A 16,274-nucleotide genomic window follows, 5' to 3' on the forward strand; every position below is an offset into this window, starting at 1 on the left:
ACTTGGCCGGGAATGACACATTCGATCAAGGCGTGTGCGCTGCGGCACATGTCCGGTCGATGACGGCTCCGACGGGCCAGTGGGGGACACGGAACGATGAGCCAGGACGGCGCACAGGGCGGCCGCTACCCGGGACGTGCACTGGCCGGAGGCCGCTACCAACTGCACGACCTGCTCGGCGAGGGCGGCATGGCCTCCGTGCACCTGGCCTACGACTCGGTGCTGGACCGTCAGGTGGCCGTCAAGACGCTGCACACCGACCTCGGCCGGGAGCAGGCGTTCCGCGAGCGGTTCCGCCGCGAGGCCCAGGCCGTGGCCAAGCTCACGCACACCAACATCGTCTCCGTCTTCGACACCGGCGAGGACGAAGCGGACGGCATGCCCTACATCGTCATGGAGTACGTGGAGGGCCGCCCGCTAGGCTCCGTGCTCGCCGACGACATACGGCAGTTCGGCGCGATGCCCGCCGACAAGGCCCTGAAGATCACCGCCGATGTGCTGGCCGCGCTGGAGATCAGCCACGAGAAGGGGCTGGTCCACCGGGACATCAAGCCGGGCAACGTGATGACCACCAAGCGCGGCGTGGTCAAGGTGATGGACTTCGGCATCGCGCGGGCCATGCAGTCCGGCGTCACCTCGATGACGCAGACCGGCATGGTCGTCGGAACCCCGCAGTACCTCTCCCCCGAACAGGCCCTCGGCCGCGGTGTGGACGCCCGCTCCGACCTGTACTCGGTCGGCATCATGCTGTTCCAGCTCGTCACCGGCCGCCTGCCCTTCGACGCGGACTCGCCGCTGGCCATCGCCTACGCGCATGTGCAGGAGGAGCCGGTCGCTCCCTCCTCCATCAACCGCGCGCTGCCCCCGGCGGTGGACGCCCTGGTGGCCCGCGCGCTGAAGAAGAACCCGAACGAACGCTTCCCCACCGCCGAGGCCATGCGCGAGGAGTGCCTGCGGGTGGCCGCCTCCCTCCAGCAGGCCGCGCCGAGCATCGTGCCGGGAGCGGGTCCGGCGCAGAGCGGCGCGGGCGTGGGCTCGGCGGTGTTCCCGCCGGTGGACCGGACGGCCCCGCAGCACCCCGGCCCGGTGCAGCAGCCGTACCAGCCGACGCCGAACCCCTACGGCACCCCGCCCCCGTCGTACGGCTACCCGCAGCAGGGCGGCTACCCGACGCCGCCGGCGTACGGGCAGCCGACGGCGCCCGTGTACGGCGCCCAGCCGTCGACGGCGGTGCCCTCCTCCGGCGGCGGGCGGAACGGCAAGCCCGTCCTGATCGGGTCGGTCGCGGTGGCCGCCGTGCTGATCGCGGGCCTGCTGATCGCGCTGAACATGAACAAGAAGGACGACCCCACCACGGGTGGTTCCACCCCCAGCGCCTCCACGTCCTCGCACGCCTCCGGCTACCGGGGTCCGGACACCTCGCGCACGATCGAGGAGACCGAGTGCACCGAGCCGCAGGAGTCCTACGACGACGAGGACAAGGTCCGGCTGCCCGACTTCCGGTACAAGAACATCGACTCGGTGAAGGCGTGCTTCCAGGCCGCGAGCTGGCGGTACACGGTGAAGAAGGAAGACAACAACACCTGGGGCGACGGCACGGTCCTCGACCAGTTCCCCGCCCCCGGCACCGACGTCGACCCCAAGAGCATGGGCGAGGTCTCGCTCAGCGTCTCCACGGGCGAGCCGCCGCAGTGACCGGAGGCCGGGAACCCGGCCGCCCTCAGGTGTAGGGGTTGGTCTTGATGCTGGAGGTGCAGATCTTCAGCAGGTCGTTGCCCTCGAAGAGGCCGACGTCGATACGGACCGCCGCGATGCCGTTGGTGTCGGACGCGCTGGTGTCCCAGACCTGGTCGGCACCGTTCCCGCCGTAGTTGTGGTGCCAGGGCCACGCCTGGAAGTCGCCGTTGTTGCGGATGGTGGACAGGCGGACGGCCGCGTGGTGGCCGTCGGCCGCGTTGTCGAGCGCGCGCAGGCGCAGCGGGTCGACGCGGGTCTTGCTGGTGAAGAAGCCGGTGTAGGCGCCGTAGGCACCGGTGACACCGCAGTTGCCGGTGACCATCGAGTCGGCGGCCGCCGGGGTGGCCATCGCCGGGACGGCCAGACAGGCCAGAGCGCCGGCGACGACGAGCGCGGAACGTCGCATCTGCACAGGGAGTCCTTTCCTGGAGCCGGAAAGCCCAAAGGCTAGACAGATCACCGTTTTTGACCAACCGTCGGCGTTCGTGTTGTGACGCGGATCACCGGGCATGCGTAAGGGCCCGGCGGTCGTCCGCCGGGCCCCGCTCTCTCCCTGACCTGGGCCGCGCCCGTGAGGGCTACAGGTACGGGCCGCCCGAGCGGCCGGCGGCCTGCTGCTCCTCGCCGTCCTCGGGGACCATCCCGGGCGGCAGCGCGCGGCGCATCTGCTCCAACTGGGCCCGCGCGGCCATCTGCTGGGCGAACAGCGTGGTCTGGATGCCGTGGAACAGACCCTCCAGCCAGCCGACCAACTGGGCCTGCGCGATCCGCAGCTCCGCGTCGCTGGGCGTCACCTCGTCCGTGAAGGGCAGCGACAGCCGCTCCAGCTCCTCCACCAGCTCCGGCGCCAGGCCGTCCTCCAGCTCCTTGACCGAGCTGGCGTGGATCTCCTTCAGCCGCACCCGGCTGGCCTCGTCCAGAGGAGCGGCGCGCACCTCCTCCAGCAACTGCTTGATCATGCTGCCGATCCGCATGACCTTCGCCGGCTGCTCGACCTGCTCCGTCACCGGAGTCTCGCGGGAGCCCTCGTCCGTGCCGCCACCGAGCGCCATCCCGTCCTGTCCCACGACGAGGATCTGGGGGTTCTCGGGCGACCGTTCGTTCCTCGGCATCTCCATGCCGTCATTCTCTCGCACCCCTCCACCCCATCACCGACACACCCCCGCCCGCCGGTGATCCGCTCATCCGACCCCGACGGCCCAACCGGAAATGCCCGTCCCGCCATGAAATGTGAGGCTGGATTCCGTCTTTCCCTCGGTATTCCTCCGGAGGTCACCGACGTGACTCCATGGCTGCGACTCACGCTCCGCCTGGTGCGGGTGCTGCTCGTCCTGGCGACGGCCGCACCCGTGTGCGGCACGGCCACCGCGTACGGCGCGGAGAACGCCCCGCCGGGTTCGCCGACGCCCTCGGGCCGCTCCTCCACCCCCGCCGTGCGCGCCCGGAACGCCGCCGAGACCTCTTCTCCGTCGCCGACCGTCTCCAAGCCCGCGCGGGCCGGGAGCCGGGCCGGGGAGGGACGGATGCGGCCGGGACGCCCCGAGCGGCCCGACCCGGAGGACCAGGCCCAGGACCCGGCGGGCAGCGGCACGCCCGCCACCCCTGCGGCCGCCTACCCGGAGGAGCCGGAGACCGCCGACAGCCCCGCCGCGCCCACGCCGACCGCCGCCACGGCCACCGCCCCGGCCTCGCAGCCCGCCGCCGTCCGGCAGGGGGAGGACACCGCCGCACCCGCGCCGCGGTTCCTCCCCCTGGGCAGCGGGCTGGTCCTGCTCGGCCTGGGGCTCGCCATGGCCCTGGCCGGCCTGCGGCTGCGCCGCACCTGACCTCTCCGGTTACGGGGCGATCAGCAGGACCTTGCCGATGTGGCCGCTGCCCTCCAGCACCCGGTGCGCCTCGGCCGCGTCCGTCATCGGCAGCTCACGGTCGACCACGGGACGTACGACGCCCGACGCGATCAGCGGCCACACGTGCTCGCGCACGGCCGCCACGATCGTCGCCTTCTCGCTCAGCGGGCGGGCCCGCAGCGAGGTCGCGCTGACCGCGCCGCGCTTGCCCAGCAGCATCCCGATGTTCAGCTCGCCCTTGGTGCCGCCCTGCATCCCGATGATCATCAGGCGGCCGTTGACGGCCAGCGCCTCCACGTTCCGGTCCAGGTACTTGGCGCCCATGTTGTCGAGGATGACGTCGGCGCCCGCGCCGTCCGTGGCCCGCTCGATCTCGGTGACGAAGTCCTGGTCGCGGTAGTTGATCAGGATGTCCGCGCCCAGCTCGGCGCAGAAGTCCAGCTTCTCCTTGCTCCCGGCGGTCACCGCGACCCGCGCCCCGACGGCCTTGCCCAACTGGATCGCCATGGTGCCGATGCCGCTGGAACCGCCGTGCACGAGCAGCGTCTCGCCGGGCCTGAGGTGGGCCAGCATGAAGACGTTGGACCAGAACGTGCAGGCCACCTCGGGCAGCGCGGCCGCCTGCTTCAGGTCGACGCCCTCGGGCACCGGCAGCAACTGCCCGGCCGGGACGACGACCTTCTGCGCGTAGCCGCCGCCCGAGAGCAGCGCGCACACCTCGTCCCCGACGGACCAGCCGGAGACACCGGGGCCCAGCTCGGTGATCCGGCCGGAGCACTCCAGACCGGGGTACGCGGAGGCGCCGGGCGGCGGGTCGTAGAAGCCCTGGCGCTGCATGATGTCGGCGCGGTTGACGGCGGTGGCCACCACCTCGACCAGCACCTCGCCCTCGCCGGGCACCGGATCGGGCACCTCGGTCCAGGTCAGCGTCTCGGGGCCACCGGGTTCGGGAATCGTGATCGCATGCATGCCCGCGACGCTACTCCCCGGCCGGCCCGCGGGCCCGGTGGCCTCGCTCAGTCGCCCGGCAATGGACGCGCGTGCGGCGTCACATGCGCCGTGGGCGAGGCCCGGACGATGGTGATCAGCCGGTCGGTGAGCTGCAACTCCCCGACGGCCGGATCGTCGTACCCGAGGACGCGGTGGCCGCGTACGACGCTGACCACGAGGTCCTTCGCGTCACGCGGGCTGCGGCCCACCTCGGCGCGGACCACCGGGCGGTCCACGATGTCCAGACCGCTGCCCTGCTGGATCAGGTCCTCCATCACCATGCCGGCCGCGGGGCTGAGCACGGACAGGCCGAGCAGCCGGCCCGCCGCTCCGGAGCTGGTGATGACCGCGTCGGCGCCGGACTGCTTGAGCAGCGGGGCGTTCTCCTCCTCGCGGACGGCGGCCACGATCTTCGCGCCCCGGTTGAGCTGCCGGGCCGTCAGGGTGACCAGCACGGAGGTGTCGTCGCGCTGCGGGGCGATGATGATCTGCCGCGCCTTGTGCACCTCGGCGCGCCGGAGCACGTCGCTGCGGGTGGCGTCGCCGGTGACGCCCGCGTAGCCCTCGGCGGTGGCCGCCTCGATCGCCTTGGAACTGGGGTCGACCACGACGACCTGTTCCTTCTTCAGCCCGGTCGCGCAGACGGTCTGGATCGCCGACCGCCCCTTCGTGCCGAAGCCGATGACCACGGTGTGGTCGCGCAAGGTGGACCTCCAGCGGTTGAGACGCCATTCCTCACGGGTGCGTTCGGTGAGCACCTCCAGCGTGGTGCCGACCAGGATGATCAGGAAGAGCACGCGCAGCGGGGTGATGACGAGGATGTTGATGAGCCGGGCACCGTCGCTGACCGGGGTGATGTCGCCGTATCCGGTGGTGGAGAGGGTGACCGTCGCGTAGTAGAACGCGTCGAGCAGATCGACGGGGCCGTCGGAGTTGTCGCGGTAGCCGTCGCGGTCGGCGTAGACGACGAACGCCGTGGCGACCAGCACCAGGAGCGCCATGACCAGGCGTCTGGCGACCTGGCGTATGGGGCGTTCCACCGCCTTCCTCGGCAGCTTCACCCGCGAGGGCACCAGGTGTTCGTCGGCCTGGCGGGCTATGGCGTCATGGCCCGGAAGTTTCACGTGAAACACACCCCGATTCCGGCCGTGGCCCACGGCAGGTCCAGCAGTTCCATTCCGGCGCCCTGCGGCGCCCCGCCCGGCGGGACGACGGCCAGCGCGTCGGCGGCGGCGATCCCGCGCAGCATGGCGGGGCCGCTGTAGTGCAGCGGTACGGCGCGCTCGCCGCGCAGCACGACCGGCACGAGCCGGGTGTCGTGCGGATGCCCCTGCACCCCTTCCCTGAGCGGCGTGCGGTACGGCTCGGGCGCCGGGTGGGCGGCCAGCGCCCGCAGCAGCGGCTCGGCGAGCGTCATCAGTCCGGAGACGGCCGCCAGCGGGTTGCCGGGCAGCCCGACGAGGTGCTGTTCCGCCTTGGTGCGGGCCAGCAGCATGGGGTGGCCGGGGCGCACCGCGACGCCGTCGACGAGGAGTTCGGCGCCGATGCGGTCCAGGGTGGGGTGGACATGGTCGACGGGTCCGGCGGCGGTGCCCCCGGTGGTGACGATCAGGTCGGCGCGGGAGGTGGTGATCGCCCTGCGCAGGGCCTTGGCGTCGTCGCCGAGCCGGCGGACGGCGATGACCTCGGCGCCCAGCGCGCGCAGCCACGGCGCCAGCATGGGGCCGAGCGCGTCCCGGATCAGCCCGTCGTGCGGCAGCCCCTCGGTGAGCAGCTCGTCGCCGAGGACGAGGACCTCGGCGCGCGGGCGCGGGACGGCGGTGACGGTGTCGTACCCGGCCGCGGCGGCGAGGCCCAGCACGGCCGGGGTGATCAGAGTGCCGGCGGGCAGCAACCGGTCGCCGCGACGGCATTCCTGACCGCGCGGCCGGATGTCCTGACCGTGACTCATCTCGCCGGTGGGATGCAGCCGGTCCTGAGGGCCGGTGCGGCCGTGCTCGCTGCGCAGGACGGCGGTGACCCCGGTGGGCACACGGGCGCCGGTGGCGATACGGACCGCCTCGCCGTCCGTGAGCGGCTCGGGCGGCGCGTGCCCGGCGAGCACCCCGCCGTCCCGGATCCGCCAGGGGCCGGGTCCGGCGACGGCCCAGCCGTCCATCGCGGAGGTGTCGAAGGAGGGCAGGTCGCTGAGCGCGTCCAGGGGTGCGGCGAGGACCAGTCCGAGGGCGTCGCCGAGGGCGACGGTGACATCGGGGCGCCGCTTGGCCGTAAGGGCGGCCCGGGCGGCGATCTCGCGGGCCCGGGGCCAGGGGGTGGCGCCCTCGTGGCCGTGCGCGCGCGGGTGTTCGGGGTGCCCGGCCGGGCGGGCGGCCGCGTGGCCCGCCCGCTCGGTCCGGTCGGCCCTGGGCTCACGGACGAGCGCCAGGGCTTCTTCGACGTCGAGGTCGTCGCCGTTGCCCGCGTGCGGTCCGGCGTGGGTTCCGGAGGCGGTCATCCGGCGTCCGGGGCGGACCCGCCTCCGCTGTGCTCGGCCTCCCAGCGGATGGCCAGGGCGGCGACCTTGCCCGCCGCCTCGGCGATGGACTCGGCGTCGCCCTTGCCCTGCGCGGCGGCGTAGCCGACGAGGAAGGTGGTGAGCGGTGCGGCGGGGCGGGCCACGCCGTGGGCGACGTCGCGTGCGACGTCGAGGAGGACGCGGGTGTCGACCTCGAGGTCGATGCCCAGCTCGTTCTTGACTGCGGTGATCCATTCGTTCAGCACGTGCCCATGCTCCCTGATCCGTGCCCTGGCGTGGGCGATGTCGTCCCAGGTGTCGCAGTCGAAGGAGGCGAGCGGGTCGGTGAGCCGGGTCAGGCGCAGGGCGCCGGTCAGACGGCGCAGCGGCAGCCCGGTCAGCCCGTCGTGCTCGGCGGCGAGGTCCGCGAGGGCTCCGCGCAGGGCCGCCGTGCGGTAGGCGGCCACGAGCGGCTGGTCGCGGCCGTCGTCGTCGGTGAGCATCGCTCCGTCGGCGCCGGTGTCCCGCAGCGCGGCCAGCAGCCGGTGCAGGGTGTCGGCGCCGAGGAAGGGAAGATCGGCGGAGAGGACCACCGCGTGCTCGGCGGTGGTGAGCCTCAGCCCCGCGTCGAGCGCGGCGACGGGTCCCGCGCCGGGCGGCTCCTCCCGCGCCCAGCGCACCGGCCTGGTGGTGGAGCGGGGATCGGCCACGACGACGGTCGTGGCGGCGTCGGCGCAGGCGTCCAGCACCCGGTCGAGCAGCGCCCGGCCGCCGACCTGGACACCGGGCTTGTCGGCCCCGCCGAGCCTGCGCGCACCGCCCCCGGCCAGCACGACGGCGTCGTACGGTGCGCCGGCCACCGGCGCGGGCCCGCTGGACTCGGGGGATGCGGCCGGAGGAGGGCCGGCCGGGGCGTTGTCGGTCACCCTTCGAGTATGGCTGGTGGGCGCTTCGGGGGCGCACGCCACCCGTCTCCCGGACCGCCGCGCGGGAAGCGGGAGCGGCCCGGACGACGGCTCACACCGTGCGCAGCAGTACGGCCGGCTGTTCCACGCAGTCCGCCACGTACCGGAGGAAGCCGCCCGCCGTGGCGCCGTCGCAGACCCGGTGGTCGAAGGTGAGCGAGAGCTGCACGACCTGGCGCACCGCCAGCTCGCCCTCGTGCACCCAGGGCTTGGGGACTATGCGGCCGACGCCGAGCATGGCCGCCTCGGGGTGGTTGATGATGGGGGTGGAGCCGTCGACGCCGAAGACGCCGTAGTTGTTCAGCGTGAAGGTGCCGCCGGTGAGTTCACCCGGCGTCAGCCGTCCGGCGCGGGCGGCCTCGGTGAGCCGGGCGAACTCGGCGGTCAGCGACTCGGCGTCCCGCGTGTGGGCGTCCCGGACTACCGGCACGACCAGTCCGCGTTCGGTCTGCGCGGCGAACCCCAGGTGCACACCGGGCAGTCGCACGACCTCGCGGGCTTCGGTGTCGACGTAGGAGTTCAGCTCGGGGAACCGGGCGAGGGCGGCGGCGCAGATGCGGGCGAGCAGCGCGACCAGGGAGATCTTCGGGGCGCCGGTGGCGTTCATCGCGGTGCGCGCGCGCAGGAGTTCGGTCGCGTCGGCATCCACCCAGCAGGTCGCGTCCGGGATCTCCCGGCGGCTGCGGCTCAGCTTCTCGGCGACGGCCCCGCGCACGCCCTTGAGGGGGATGCGGGTGCCTTCGGACGGCGCGGCCGGGGTGAGGGCTTCCACGGTCGCCGGTACCTCGACGCGCAGGGCCGCTTCCACGTCCGCGCGCAGGATCAGGCCGTCCGGGCCGGAGCCGCGCAGGGCGTGCAGGTCCACGCCGTTGTCCCGGGCGAGCTTGCGGACCAGGGGCGAGATGACGGGCACCGGGCCCTGCGGGGCGGGGGTCTGCGGTGCGGGTGCGTTCGGTGCGGGTGCGGGTGCGGGTGCGGCCGGTGCGGCGCCGTTGGCCACGGTGATCTGCGCACGCACCCGGCGACGGCGCCGCGCGGGCGCCTGGGTGCCGTATCCGACCAGGACGTTCCCGGAACCCTCGGTGTGGTCGGTGCGGTCGGTGCGGGCGGCCCGGTCGGAGTCGCCGGCCGGGCCGACGGGGTCCTGGGAGCCGACCGCGACGGTGATCAGCGGTGCCCCGACGGGCAGTTCGGTCCCCTCCTCGCCGAAACGGGCGGTGACCACGCCGCCGTAGGGGCAGGGGACCTCCACCATCGCCTTGGCCGTCTCGACCTCGACCACCGGCTGGTCGACGGCGACCACGTCACCCACGACCACCAGCCAGCGCACGATCTCCGCCTCGGTGAGCCCCTCGCCGAGGTCGGGCAGCTTGAACTCGAGTACCTGCGCCATCAGTTCTCCGCCTCCCACTGCAGACGGGCCACCGCGTCCAGCACCCGGTCGACACCGGGCAGGTGGTGCCGCTCCAGCATCGGCGGCGGGTAGGGCAGGTCGAACCCGGCCACGCGCAGCACGGGCGCCTCCAGGTGGTGGAAGCAGCGCTCGGTGATGCGGGCCGCGATCTCGCCGCCCGGCCCGCCGAAGCCGGTGGACTCGTGCACGACGACCGCGCGTCCGGTGCGCCGTACCGAGGCGCAGACCGTCTCGTCGTCGAAGGGCACCAGCGAGCGCAGGTCGACGACCTCCAGGTCCCAGCCCTCCGCGCGGGCCGCCTCGGCCGCCTCCATGCACACCGGCAGGGACGGCCCGTAGGTGATGAGGGTGGCGCTGCTGCCGGGGCGCCGGACCACCGCGCGCCCGATGGGCTCCACGTCGGTGGGGTGGTCGGCGTTCCAGGCGTCCTTGGACCAGTAGAGCCGCTTGGGCTCCAGGAAGACCACGGGGTCGTCCGAGGCGATGGCCTGCCGCAGCAGCCCGTAGGCGTCGGCGACGGTGGCCGGGGTGACGACGTGCAGGCCGGGGGTGGCCATGTAGTACGCCTCGGAGGAGTCGCTGTGGTGCTCGACGCCGCCGATGCCGCCGCCGTAGGGGACGCGCACGGTGATCGGCAGGGGCATCCGGCCCCGGGTGCGGTTGCGCATCCGGGAGACATGGCTGACGAGCTGCTCGAACGCCGGGTAGGCGAAGGCGTCGAACTGCATCTCCACCACGGGCCGCAGGCCGTACATGGCCATGCCGACTGCGGCGCCGAGGATGCCCGCCTCGGCCAGCGGGGTGTCCGTGCAGCGGTCCTCGCCGAACTCGGCGGCGAGCCCGTCGGTGACACGGAAGACACCGCCGAGGGTGCCGACATCCTCGCCCATGACATGGACGGCGGGGTCGGCGGCCATCGCGTCGCGCATGGCGCGGGTGAGGGCCTGCGCCATGGTGGCGGGCTTGACGGCGACGGTGGTCATCGCGGGTCGCCTTCCTGCTCGTCCTGCTCGGCGGCCAGCTCGGTACGGAGCAGCGCGCGCTGTTCGCGCAACTGCGAGGTGGGCTCGGCGTACACGTGGTCGAAGAGGTCCATGGGGTCGAGCCGGGGGTCCTGGTTCATGCGTTCGCGCAGGTCGGCGGCCATCGCCTCGGCGTCCTGGCGGACGGCGTCGATGGCGGCCTCGTCGAGCAGCCCGCGCGCGGTCAGCTCGCGCTCCAGGAGCTGGACGGGGTCGTGCCGCCGCCAGGTCTCGACCTCGTCGTCCTCGCGGTAGCGGGTGGCGTCGTCGGCGTTGGTGTGGGCCTCGACTCGGTAGGTCACCGCCTCGACCAGGGTCGGACCGCCGCCGGCGCGGGCGTGCCGTACCGCGTCGCTGAGGACCTCGTGCACGGCTGCCGCGTCGTTGCCGTCGACCAGGCGGCCCGGCATGCCGTACCCGACCGCCTTGTGGGCGAGGGAGGGCGCGGCGGTCTGCTTGGCGAGCGGGACGGAGATGGCGAAGCCGTTGTTCTGCACGAGGAAGACGACCGGGGCCTGCCAGACGGCGGCGAAGTTCAGCGCCTCGTGGAAGTCGCCCTCGCTGGTGCCGCCGTCGCCGACCATGGCCAGCGCGACCACGTCGTCACCCTTGAGACGGGCGGCGTGGGCGAGACCCACGGCATGCGGCAACTGGGTGGCCAGCGGGGTGCTGAGCGGGGCCACGCGGTGGGTGTGCGGGTCGTAGCCGTTGTGCCAGTCGCCGCGCAGCAGGGTGAGCGTCTCGACCGGGTCGACGCCGCGGGCGACGACGGCGAGGGTGTCGCGGTAGCTGGGGAACAGCCAGTCGCGCTCCTCCAGGGCCAGGGCGGCGGCGACCTCGCACGCCTCCTGGCCGGTGCTGGAGGGGTACACGGCAAGCCGGCCCTGCTTGGTGAGCGCGGTGGCCTGCGTGTTGTAGCGGCGGCCGCGGACGAGCTGCGCGTAGAGCCTGCGCAGCAGGTCCGGGTCGGCCTTGGCGGCCGTGTCGGTGCCGAGGACGCGATAGGGCTCGGCGTCGGGCAGCAGCGGCGCGGGGTCCATGCGGGGCTGCCAGGCGGGCGGCGGCGATGGCCGATACGCGCCCCGCTGCTCCATGACCGTCATGACGGCACCTCCTCGTGGGAGCGGCTACGAGAGGCGGGTCGGCTGTGACCCGTCTCACCTACCGATTGTTCGGTCGTCGGCGCATTTTGGCTACTGGCCCCCTCAGGCTGTGGACAAACGGTTTTGCACAGCCTGGAATGAGTGCAGGACGTCCACGGCGATGAAGCGGGGGGACATGACACCTGAACAAATGGCCCAGGCACCGGAGCCGGGTGGCGCACTGCCCCCGCCCCGCCCGCTGGACGCCATAGATCAGGACATCCTGAAAATCCTCCAGGCGGACGGCCGCGCCTCCATACGCTCGGTAGCCGAGCGCGTGCACGTCTCCCGCGCCAACGCCTACGCGCGGATCAACCGGCTGGTCGAGGACGGGGTGATCCGGGGCTTCGGCGCCCGCGTCGACCACGAACGGGCCGGACACGGCACCTCGGCGTACATCACGCTGAACATCGTCCAGAACACCTGGCGCACGGTCCGCGAACACCTGCGCCGCCTGCCCGGCGCCTCGCACATGGCACTGGTCGGCGGCGACTTCGACGTACTCCTGCTGGTGCACACACCGGACAACCGGGCGCTGCGCGAGCTGGTGCTCACCCGGCTCCAGTCGATCCCCGAGGTGCTCGGCACCCGCACGCTGCTGGTGTTCGAGGAGGAGGACCTGGAGCCGGACGCGTGAACCCCGTGCGAGGCGCCTACTCCTCGCGCAGTCCCGCGAAGACCAGCCGCACCACCGCGTCGGCCACCTCGCGGCCGCTGGCACCGCGCGTCTCGGGCCGGTACCACTCCACGATGGAGTTGATCATCCCGAAGACCAGCCGGGTCGCCAGCCGGACCTCCACGTCCCCGCGCACGTCCCCGTCCTCGGCGGCCGCCCGCAGCAGCTCGGCCACCCGGTGGTCGAAGTCCCGGCGCCGCTCGAGCGCCCACCGCTCCGCCTCGGTGTTGCCCCGGACGCGCAGCAGCAGCGTCACATAGGGCAGCTCGGATATGAGCACCTCGACCATGCGCCGTACGACGTGCTCCAGCCGGTCCACCGGCCGGCCCACGCGCGCGTGCTCCTCGTCGAGGATGGCGAACAGCCCGTCCAGCGCCCGGCTGACGGCCCGGCGCAGCAGCTCCTCCTTGCCGCTGACGTGGTGGTAGATCGAGGACTTGGAGATGCCCGCGGCTCTGGAGAGGTGCTCCATGGAGGTGCCGTCGTAGCCGCGCTCGTTGAACACCCCCACGGCGACCGAGAGCAGGGTCTCGGGGGTGTACGTGTCGCGCTTGGCGGTGGTCATGAGGTGCCCTCCCGCTTGTCGGTGGCGTACGCGTGGCGGTAGAGCGCGAGGGACGGCGCGTACCGGCCGGAGGGGTCGCGCAGGTGCAGGTCGTCCAGTACTCCGTAGGCCCAGCCCCGGCCGAGCCTGCGGCTCCACTCGAAGGGCCCGAGGGGGTAGTTGACGCCCAGGCGCATCGCGGTGTCGATGTCCTCCTCGGTGGCCACGCCCTTGGCGACGGCGTCGTGCGCGAGGTCGACGATCCGGGCCACCGTCCGGGCGACGATCATGCCGGGCACGTCACCGATGACGCTGACGTCCTTGCCGAGCGCCTGGAAGAGGCCGATGGCCTCGGCGAGGGTGCGCGAGGAGGTCTCCTGGGAGGCCGAGAGCGCGATCCGGGTGGCGGCGCGGTAGTCGAGGGCGAGGTCGAAGTAGACGACGTCCCGGAACTCCACGGCGGTCTGGCCGTCGGCGAGGACCAGTTGCCCGCCGCTCGGCAGGACCAGCCGGGTGCCCTGGTCCTCTTCCTCCTCGTGGACGGTGATGCCCGCCTCGCGGATCAGCGGGAGCAGTCCGGCGGCCGGGCCGAGGCCGCCCTCGACGGTGACGTGCGCGGGCGCCTTCTCCTTCTCGGCGGTGTGCGGCTCGGGGCGCTCGGCCCCCTCCGTGTGGTCGAACCAGCCCTGTCCGCTCTTGCGGCCGAGCCGCCCGGACTCCACCAGGCGGCGCTGGGCGAGCGAGGGCGTGAAGCGCACGTCCTGGAAGAAGGAGTTCCACACCGAGTGGGTGACGGACTCGTTGACGTCCTGCCCGATGAGGTCGGTCAGCTCGAAGGCGCCCATGCGGAACCCGCCGCACTCGCGCAGCACCGCGTCGATGGTGGCCGGGTCGGCGCCCTGGGCCTCCAGCACGGCGAACGCCTCGGCGTAGAAGGGCCGGGCGATCCGGTTGACGATGAAGCCGGGGGTGTCCGCGCAGGCCACCGGGGTCTTCCCCCAGGCGCGGGCGGTCTCGTACGCGCGCGTGACCGACGTGACGTCGGTGGCGAACCCGGAGACGACCTCCACCAGGGGCAGCAGCGGGGCCGGGTTGAAGAAGTGCAGGCCCAGGAAGCGGCCGGGGGAGGCGAGCGCGCCGCCGATGGCCGTCACCGACAGGGAGGAGGTGTTGGTGGCGAGCAGGCAGTCGGCGGAGACGATGCCCTCCAGCTCGCGGAACAGCTCCTGCTTGACGTCCAGCCGCTCCAGCACGGCCTCCACGACCAGCGCGCAGTCGGCCAGGCCGGTGAGGTGCTCGACGGGCGTGAGCCGGGCACGCGCCGCGTCGCGTTCGTCCGCGCCGAGCCGGCCCTTGGCCACGAGCCGGTCGAGGCGGGCACCGATGGCCTCGGCGGCCTCCCGCGCCCGTCCGGGCACCGCGTCATGGAGCCGCACGGGGTGGCCGGCTGCCAGCGCGACCTGGGCGATGCCCTGGCCCATGGTTCCGGTGCCGACCACGGCCACGGGGCTGCTGAGGTCGATAGCTGTCATGTGCGCGATCCTCCCGCACGACGTTGTCCACAGATGCGGCGGACCCCCTTGTCCCGACCGATCGTTCGGTTACTCTAGCTCCGACCGCCCGCAGCCCACCACCGTCCGGCGGAAGGCTCCGCAGATCGCGCCCGCCGCCACCCTGCCGTCTCTCCCTACGCCCAGGTCACGAGCTCGACGACGAGTTCACGCAGACGAGGAGTTGGTCCAGGATGACCGCCCGACCGACCGCACACGAGCTGATCGCGAAGCACCGGCCCACGCTCGATCAGGCCCTGGAAGCGATCCGCACCCGCGCGTACTGGTCCCCGCACCCCGAGCACCCCAAGGCGTACGGCGAGCACGGCAGCCTGGACGCGGGCGCGGGCAAGGCCGCCTTCGACGCCCTCCTCGGCACCCGCCTCGACCTGGACCAGCCCGGCACGGACGACTGGGTGGGCGGCGAGGTCTCGCCGTACGGCATCGAGCTGGACGTGAGCTACCCGCACGCGGACCTCGACGTGCTGCTTCCCGCGATGCGCGCCGGGCAGGCCGCCTGGCGCGACGCGGGCGCGGAGGCCCGCGCGGCGGTCTGTCTGGAGATCCTCAAGCGGATCAGCGACCGGACGCACGAGTTCGCGCACGCGGTCATGCACACCAGCGGCCAGGCGTTCATGATGGCGTTCCAGGCGGGCGGCCCGCACGCCCAGGACCGCGGCCTGGAGGCGGTGGCGTACGCGTACGCGGAGCAGACCCGCACCCCGCAGACGGCGGAGTGGAGCAAGCCGCAGGGCAAGCGCGACCCGCTGACGCTGACCAAGAACTTCACGCCGGTCCCGCGCGGCATCGCCCTGATGATCGGCTGCAACACCTTCCCGACCTGGAACGGCTATCCGGGCCTGTTCGCCTCCCTGGCGACCGGCAACGCGGTCCTGGTCAAGCCGCACCCGCGCGCGGTGCTGCCGCTGGCGCTCACCGTCCAGGTGGCCCGCGAGGTGCTGGCCGAGGCCGGCTTCGCCCCCGACCTGGTCGCGCTCGCCGCCGAGCGTCCCGGAGAGGGCATCGCCAAGACCCTCGCCACCCGCCCCGAGATCCGGATCATCGACTACACCGGTTCCACCGCCTTCGGCGACTGGCTGGAGGCCAACGCCCGCCAGGCGCAGGTCTACACCGAGAAGGCCGGCGTCAACACGGTGATCGTGGAGTCCACCGACGACTACCAGGGCATGCTGTCCAACCTGGCCTTCTCGCTGTCCCTGTACAGCGGCCAGATGTGCACCACCCCGCAGAACCTGCTGATCCCGCGCGAGGGCATCGGCACGAACGAGGGCCACAAGACCTTCGACGAGGTGGCCACCGACCTCGCCCGCGCCGTCGACGGCCTCCTCGGGGACGACGCCCGCGCGAACGCCCTGCTGGGCGCCATCGTCAACCCGGACGTCAAGGCCCGGCTGGAGGCCGCCGCCGACCTCGGTGAAGTCGCCCTGGCCTCCCGCGAGATCACCAACCCGGACTTCCCGGACGCGGTCGTGCGCACCCCCGTCATCGTGAAGCTGGACGCCACCAAGCCGGACGACGAGGCCGCCTACCTCGGCGAGTGCTTCGGCCCGGTCTCCTTCGTCGTGGCCGTCGACTCGGTCGCCGACGCGATGGACCTGCTGCGCCGCACGATCCGCGAGCAGGGCGCAATGACGGTCGGCGCCCACACCAGCGACCCGGAGGTCGCGCGGGCCGTCGAGGAGGTCTGCCTGGAGGAGCCCGCCCAGCTCTCCCTCAACCTCACCGGCGGGGTGTACGTCAACCAGACCGCCGCCTTCTCCGACTTCCACGGCTCCGGCGGCAACCCCGCGGCGAACGCGGCCCTCACCGACGGCGCGTACGTGTCCAACCGCTTCCGCGTGGTGGAGGTCCGCCGGGAGGCGTGAGGCCGTA

The 16,274-nt window shown here is 73.0% G+C and carries 15 protein-coding genes; 4 read left to right on the forward strand and 11 right to left on the reverse strand.

The window, feature by feature from the left end; translation table 11 throughout:
- The first annotated feature begins 96 nt into the window (after positions 1 to 96).
- The gene (locus HEK131_RS00090) at positions 97 to 1,695 is read left to right on the forward strand and encodes a protein kinase domain-containing protein (RefSeq protein WP_244333185.1); all 1,599 of its coding nucleotides are present in this window, start codon (positions 97 to 99) and stop codon (positions 1,693 to 1,695) included.
- Positions 1,696 to 1,720: 25 nt separating this feature from the next.
- On the opposite strand, the gene HEK131_RS00095 is transcribed toward HEK131_RS00090, so the two are convergent.
- On the reverse strand, positions 1,721 to 2,149 hold the full coding sequence (locus HEK131_RS00095; RefSeq protein ID WP_244333186.1) for a hypothetical protein: 429 nt from the start codon (positions 2,147 to 2,149) through the stop codon (positions 1,721 to 1,723).
- A 166-nt stretch (positions 2,150 to 2,315) separates the two neighbouring features.
- A complete protein-coding gene (locus HEK131_RS00100) occupies positions 2,316 to 2,855 on the reverse strand; it encodes a bacterial proteasome activator family protein (protein WP_217463571.1) in 540 nt (179 codons plus the stop codon).
- Positions 2,856 to 3,017: 162 nt separating this feature from the next.
- On the opposite strand from HEK131_RS00100, the gene HEK131_RS00105 reads away from it, so the two are divergent.
- Positions 3,018 to 3,563 (forward strand): hypothetical protein, encoded by a 546-nt coding sequence (locus HEK131_RS00105; protein ID WP_244333187.1) that lies wholly within the window; start codon positions 3,018 to 3,020, stop codon positions 3,561 to 3,563.
- Positions 3,564 to 3,572: 9 nt separating this feature from the next.
- Here HEK131_RS00105 and HEK131_RS00110 read toward each other — a convergent pair whose 3' ends face one another.
- The 7 genes from HEK131_RS00110 to pdhA all read right to left on the reverse strand — a co-directional run bounded on the left by HEK131_RS00110 (position 3,573) and on the right by pdhA (position 11,572).
- Complete coding sequence (locus HEK131_RS00110; protein ID WP_244333188.1) at positions 3,573 to 4,553, reverse strand: NAD(P)H-quinone oxidoreductase; 981 nt, start codon at positions 4,551 to 4,553, stop codon at positions 3,573 to 3,575.
- Between the two features lie 47 nt (positions 4,554 to 4,600).
- Positions 4,601 to 5,698 carry a potassium channel family protein gene (locus tag HEK131_RS00115; protein ID WP_217463568.1) on the reverse strand — a complete coding sequence of 366 codons (1,098 nt, stop codon included), beginning with the start codon at positions 5,696 to 5,698 and terminating at the stop codon, positions 4,601 to 4,603.
- Positions 5,695 to 7,068: a molybdopterin molybdotransferase MoeA gene (locus HEK131_RS00120; RefSeq protein WP_244333189.1), complete on the reverse strand. Its 1,374-nt coding sequence runs from the start codon at positions 7,066 to 7,068 to the stop codon at positions 5,695 to 5,697. The genes HEK131_RS00115 and HEK131_RS00120 overlap by 4 nt, the downstream gene beginning before the upstream one ends.
- The gene (locus HEK131_RS00125) at positions 7,065 to 7,994 is read right to left on the reverse strand and encodes an NTP transferase domain-containing protein (RefSeq protein WP_432215602.1); all 930 of its coding nucleotides are present in this window, start codon (positions 7,992 to 7,994) and stop codon (positions 7,065 to 7,067) included. The genes HEK131_RS00120 and HEK131_RS00125 overlap by 4 nt, the downstream gene beginning before the upstream one ends.
- Before the next feature lie 91 nt (positions 7,995 to 8,085).
- Positions 8,086 to 9,426 (reverse strand): dihydrolipoamide acetyltransferase family protein, encoded by a 1,341-nt coding sequence (locus HEK131_RS00130; RefSeq protein WP_244333190.1) that lies wholly within the window; start codon positions 9,424 to 9,426, stop codon positions 8,086 to 8,088.
- On the reverse strand, positions 9,426 to 10,430 hold the full coding sequence (locus tag HEK131_RS00135; RefSeq protein WP_217463564.1) for an alpha-ketoacid dehydrogenase subunit beta: 1,005 nt from the start codon (positions 10,428 to 10,430) through the stop codon (positions 9,426 to 9,428). The genes HEK131_RS00130 and HEK131_RS00135 overlap by 1 nt, the downstream gene beginning before the upstream one ends.
- Positions 10,427 to 11,572: a pyruvate dehydrogenase (acetyl-transferring) E1 component subunit alpha gene (gene pdhA / locus HEK131_RS00140; protein WP_217463563.1), complete on the reverse strand. Its 1,146-nt coding sequence runs from the start codon at positions 11,570 to 11,572 to the stop codon at positions 10,427 to 10,429. Before pdhA ends, HEK131_RS00135 begins: the two co-directional genes overlap by 4 nt.
- A gap of 175 nt (positions 11,573 to 11,747) precedes the next feature.
- On the opposite strand from pdhA, the gene HEK131_RS00145 reads away from it, so the two are divergent.
- On the forward strand, positions 11,748 to 12,248 hold the full coding sequence (locus HEK131_RS00145; protein ID WP_374201489.1) for an Lrp/AsnC family transcriptional regulator: 501 nt from the start codon (positions 11,748 to 11,750) through the stop codon (positions 12,246 to 12,248).
- A gap of 16 nt (positions 12,249 to 12,264) precedes the next feature.
- Here HEK131_RS00145 and HEK131_RS00150 read toward each other — a convergent pair whose 3' ends face one another.
- Together HEK131_RS00150 and HEK131_RS00155 are read right to left on the reverse strand one after the other, a co-directional pair.
- Positions 12,265 to 12,852, reverse strand: a complete 588-nt coding sequence (locus tag HEK131_RS00150) for a TetR/AcrR family transcriptional regulator (RefSeq protein ID WP_161149508.1) — start codon at positions 12,850 to 12,852, stop codon at positions 12,265 to 12,267.
- On the reverse strand, positions 12,849 to 14,363 hold the full coding sequence (locus HEK131_RS00155) for a 3-hydroxyacyl-CoA dehydrogenase (RefSeq protein ID WP_244333191.1): 1,515 nt from the start codon (positions 14,361 to 14,363) through the stop codon (positions 12,849 to 12,851). Before HEK131_RS00155 ends, HEK131_RS00150 begins: the two co-directional genes overlap by 4 nt.
- 212 nt (positions 14,364 to 14,575) lie before the next feature.
- On the opposite strand from HEK131_RS00155, the gene paaN reads away from it, so the two are divergent.
- Entirely contained in the window at positions 14,576 to 16,267 is a 1,692-nt protein-coding gene (paaN, locus tag HEK131_RS00160) for a phenylacetic acid degradation protein PaaN (protein WP_217463561.1), read from the forward strand.
- Positions 16,268 to 16,274: the final 7 nt, after the last annotated feature.

Origin of the sequence: Streptomyces seoulensis (genome assembly GCF_022846655.1) — a bacterium.
Lineage (GTDB): Bacteria > Actinomycetota > Actinomycetes > Streptomycetales > Streptomycetaceae > Streptomyces.

Excerpts from the sequence above, each read along its gene's own strand:
- HEK131_RS00090 (WP_244333185.1), top strand. The coding sequence starts at position 97 with ATGAGCCAGGACGGCGCACAGGGCGGCCGCTACCCGGGACGTGCACTG.
- HEK131_RS00100 (WP_217463571.1), bottom strand. The coding sequence starts at position 2,855 with ATGGAGATGCCGAGGAACGAACGGTCGCCCGAGAACCCCCAGATCCTC.
- HEK131_RS00110 (WP_244333188.1), bottom strand. The coding sequence starts at position 4,553 with ATGCATGCGATCACGATTCCCGAACCCGGTGGCCCCGAGACGCTGACC.
- HEK131_RS00120 (WP_244333189.1), bottom strand. The coding sequence starts at position 7,068 with ATGACCGCCTCCGGAACCCACGCCGGACCGCACGCGGGCAACGGCGAC.
- HEK131_RS00130 (WP_244333190.1), bottom strand. The coding sequence starts at position 9,426 with ATGGCGCAGGTACTCGAGTTCAAGCTGCCCGACCTCGGCGAGGGGCTC.
- HEK131_RS00135 (WP_217463564.1), bottom strand. The coding sequence starts at position 10,430 with ATGACCACCGTCGCCGTCAAGCCCGCCACCATGGCGCAGGCCCTCACC.
- pdhA (WP_217463563.1), bottom strand. The coding sequence starts at position 11,572 with ATGACGGTCATGGAGCAGCGGGGCGCGTATCGGCCATCGCCGCCGCCC.
- HEK131_RS00145 (WP_374201489.1), top strand. The coding sequence starts at position 11,748 with ATGACACCTGAACAAATGGCCCAGGCACCGGAGCCGGGTGGCGCACTG.
- HEK131_RS00150 (WP_161149508.1), bottom strand. The coding sequence starts at position 12,852 with ATGACCACCGCCAAGCGCGACACGTACACCCCCGAGACCCTGCTCTCG.
- HEK131_RS00155 (WP_244333191.1), bottom strand. The coding sequence starts at position 14,363 with ATGACAGCTATCGACCTCAGCAGCCCCGTGGCCGTGGTCGGCACCGGA.
- paaN (WP_217463561.1), top strand. The coding sequence starts at position 14,576 with ATGACCGCCCGACCGACCGCACACGAGCTGATCGCGAAGCACCGGCCC.